Here is a 3,193-nt window from a genome sequence, read left to right as displayed (position 1 = left end):
GGCCCGGCGATCATCGCCTGTGCATCGCATTGCCGCCCCCACCCGGTCTCCGCTTCACTACGACCACCCTCCCCCACTGGGGGAGGGAGAGGTTCCGTCCCTCCGCCGCTTCCGCTATCCCCCTCCCATGACCAAAGTCTGCGTCGTCGCCGCCGGGGGCACCGGGGGCCACATGTTCCCCGCCGAGGCGCTCGCCCGCGAGATGGCCGCGCGCGGCTGGCGGGTCGTGCTGGCCACCGACCGGCGCGGCGAGCAGTACGCCCACGCCTTCCCCGCCGAGGAGCGGCTGGCGCTCGACGCCGCCACCGGTTCCGGCCCGGTCGGCCTGGCCAAGGCGGGCGTCGCCATCGTGCGCGGTGTGGCTCAGGCGCAGGCCGCGTTCAAGCGGCTAGACGCCCGGGTCGTCGTTGGCTTCGGCGGCTATCCGTCAGCCCCCGCGCTCGTCGCCGCGATCCTCCAGCGCCGCCCGACGGTTATCCACGAACAGAACGCCGTGCTCGGCCGCACCAACCGCATCCTGGCCCCCTATGTCCGCGCGGTCGCCTCATCCTTCCCGACGCTGGAGCAGGCCAGCGCCTCCGTGAAAGGCCGAGCCCAGGTCGTCGGCGCCCCCGTCCGCGCCGACATCCGCGCCCTTTACGACCGGGCCTACGCCGCCCCTCACGACGGCCCGATCCGCGTCTTGGTCACGGGCGGCAGCCAGGGCGCCCGTATCCTGTCCGAGACCACGCCCCGCGCTCTGGCTCAACTGCCCGAGGCGATCCGCGGTCGCCTCAAGGTCCAGCAGCAGTCCCGCCCGGAGACGCTCGAGATCGCCCGCCAGATCTACCTCGACGCCGGCATCGACGCCGAGGTGGCGCCCTTCTTCCGCGACATGGCCGGCCGCCTGTCGGAGGCCCATCTGGTCATCGGCCGCGCCGGCGCCTCGACCTGCGCCGAGCTGGCGGTCGCGGCCATGCCGTCGGTCCTGATCCCGCTGAAGATCGCCACGGACGATCATCAGCGCCTGAACGCGCAACTGCTTACTGATGTCTCGGCCGCAGAGGTGATCCTGGAAGATCACCTGACGGTGGACAACCTCACGGACGCCGTCACGCGCGTCCTTTCGGACCCCGCGCGGCTCGCCTCCATGAGCGCCGCCGCCCGCTCCGTCGCCATCCCCGACGCGGCTCGCCGCCTCGCCGATCTCGCGGAGGAGGCCGCGCGGTGACGGTCCCGGCGGGAACCGAAGACGCCGCCGACACGCTGTTCTCGGCGATGCCCCCTGAAATCACCGAACTGACGCGCCAGATCATCGCGCTCTGGCGCCGCTTTGACTGGTTGCCGGAATGGGCGGTCGTGGCGCTGGTCATGGCCGTATTCGTCGGCGCCGGCTGGCTGGCCCATCTCGTGGTCTTCGCGATCCTGCGGCGTCTGGTAAAGAGCCGGGACCTCTTCTGGCGCGGCGTGGTCGAACGCGCGCGGACCAAGCTGCGCCTGCTCATCATCCTGATCGCGGTCGGCTTCTCGGTGACGGTTTCGCCGCTCGACCCCGACCCGTCCCAGTCGGTGCGCGCGGTGATCCTCTTCCTGACCATCCTGGTCGTCGGCTGGATCGTGGCCGGGGCGGTCGAGATGTGGGCCGTCGTCTATCTGCGGAAGTTCAACCTCGAAAGCGAGGACAACCTCGCCGCCCGCAAGCACGTCACCCAGACGCGGATTCTCCAGCGTGCCGCTGTGATCGTCATCGGGATCGTCACCGTGGCCCTGGCCATGATGACCATCGGGGCGGTGCGCCAGTGGGGCATCTCGCTGCTGGCGTCGGCGGGGGTGGTGGGCATCGTCGCCGGCCTCGCGCTCCAGCCCTTCCTCAAGAACCTGGTCGCGGGCATCCAGATCGCCACGGCCCAGCCGATCCGCATCGACGACGCCGTCGTCGTGGAAGGCGAGTGGGGCCAGGTCGAGGAGATCACCTCCACCTATGTCGTCGTCCGTCTGTGGGACTGGCGGCGGCTGATCCTGCCGCTCAGCTACTTCATCGAGCAGCCCTTCCAGAACTGGACGCGCGAGACATCCCGTCTGATCGGCGCCGTCATCCTGTACGTCGACTACGAGGCTCCCATCGACCGGCTCCGGACCGAGCTGGAACGCATCTGTCGGGCGTCTGTCCTGTGGGACGGTGACGTCATGAACCTCGCTGTCACCGACGTCACCGACCGCGTCGCCGAGGTCCGTTGCCTGGCCAGCGGCCGGAACGCCGGCGTCGTCTTCGACCTGCGCTGCGAGATCCGCGAAAAGATGCTGGCGTTTATGCGTGACGAATGCCCAGAGGCGTTGCCGAGGGATCGTCTCGATCTCCCTCCCCCTCTGGGAGCGGGAGCCTAGGCCACCAGCTTCTCGGCCTGCTTCAGGTCCACGCTGACCAGCTGGCTCACGCCCCGCTCCGGCATGGTGACGCCGTACAGCCGGTCCATCCGGCTCATGGTGACCGGGTTGTGGGTGATGACGATGAAGCGGGTGTCCGTCCGGTTCCGCATCTCGTTCAGCATGCGGCAGAAGCGATCGACGTTGGCGTCGTCCAGCGGCGCGTCGACCTCGTCCAGCACGCAGACGGGGGCCGGATTGGCCAGGAAGACCGCGAAGATCAGAGCCGCCGCCGTCAGGGCCTGCTCGCCGCCTGACATCAGGCTCATGACCGACAGCCGCTTGCCGGGCGGACAGGCGTAGATCTCCAGCCCGGCCTCCAGCGGGTCGTCGGACTCGACCAGTTTCAGCTCCGCCTGGCCGCCGCCGAACAGGGCCTCGAACAGGCTCTTGAAGTTGTCGTTGATGACGTCGAAGGCGGCGGTCAGTCGTTCGCGGCCTTCAGCGTTCAGCTCGTCGATGCCGTCCCTCAGGCGGGCGATGGCGCCGGTCAGGTCCGACCGCTCCAGCCGCATGGTCTGCAGCCGCTCGCCGTATTCCTCCGCCTCGTCCTCGGCGCGCAGATTGACGGGGCCCAGCTGCTCGCGCTCCCGCTCCAGGCCGTAGAGCAGGCTCTCGGCCCCGGCGGCGTCGGGAGGACGCGCGATGGCGTCGTCGATCAGCTTCTGGCCCAGGGCCTCGGGCGACATCTGCGCCGTCTCGCGCAACTGTGCGTCCATTTCGGCCAAGCGCTCGGCCGCGCTTTCGGCCCGCGCCGCCAGCCCCGCCCGGGCCTCGCGCGCCTGCCCCG

The 3,193-nt window shown here is 70.1% G+C and carries 2 protein-coding genes and 1 pseudogene; 2 read left to right on the top strand and 1 reads right to left on the bottom strand.

Going from position 1 to position 3,193, the window contains the following annotated elements; all coding sequences use genetic code 11:
* The first annotated feature begins 127 nt into the window (after nt 1-127).
* Nucleotides 128-1,210, top strand: coding sequence for an undecaprenyldiphospho-muramoylpentapeptide beta-N-acetylglucosaminyltransferase (gene murG / locus IP78_RS11800; RefSeq protein ID WP_054111876.1), 1,083 nt, complete (start codon nt 128-130; stop codon nt 1,208-1,210).
* Nucleotides 1,207-2,364 carry a mechanosensitive ion channel family protein gene (locus IP78_RS11795; protein WP_231681002.1) on the top strand — a complete coding sequence of 386 codons (1,158 nt, stop codon included), beginning with the start codon at nt 1,207-1,209 and terminating at the stop codon, nt 2,362-2,364. Before murG ends, IP78_RS11795 begins: the two co-directional genes overlap by 4 nt.
* Here IP78_RS11795 and IP78_RS11790 read toward each other — a convergent pair.
* Nucleotides 2,361-3,193, bottom strand: a pseudogene (locus tag IP78_RS11790) (AAA family ATPase); the annotation flags it as partial. The gene IP78_RS11795 and the pseudogene IP78_RS11790 sit on opposite strands and share 4 nt — an antisense overlap.

The sequence above is a fragment of the Brevundimonas sp. AAP58 genome (genome assembly GCF_001295975.1).
In the GTDB taxonomy this organism is placed as follows: Bacteria; Pseudomonadota; Alphaproteobacteria; order Caulobacterales; family Caulobacteraceae; genus Brevundimonas.
Note: the sequence above shows the minus strand (reverse complement) of the source record. Positions and strands in the feature narration are given on the sequence as shown.

Coding starts and splice junctions, on each gene's coding strand:
- murG (WP_054111876.1), top strand. CDS start 128: ATGACCAAAGTCTGCGTCGTCGCCGCCGGGGGCACCGGGGGCCACATG.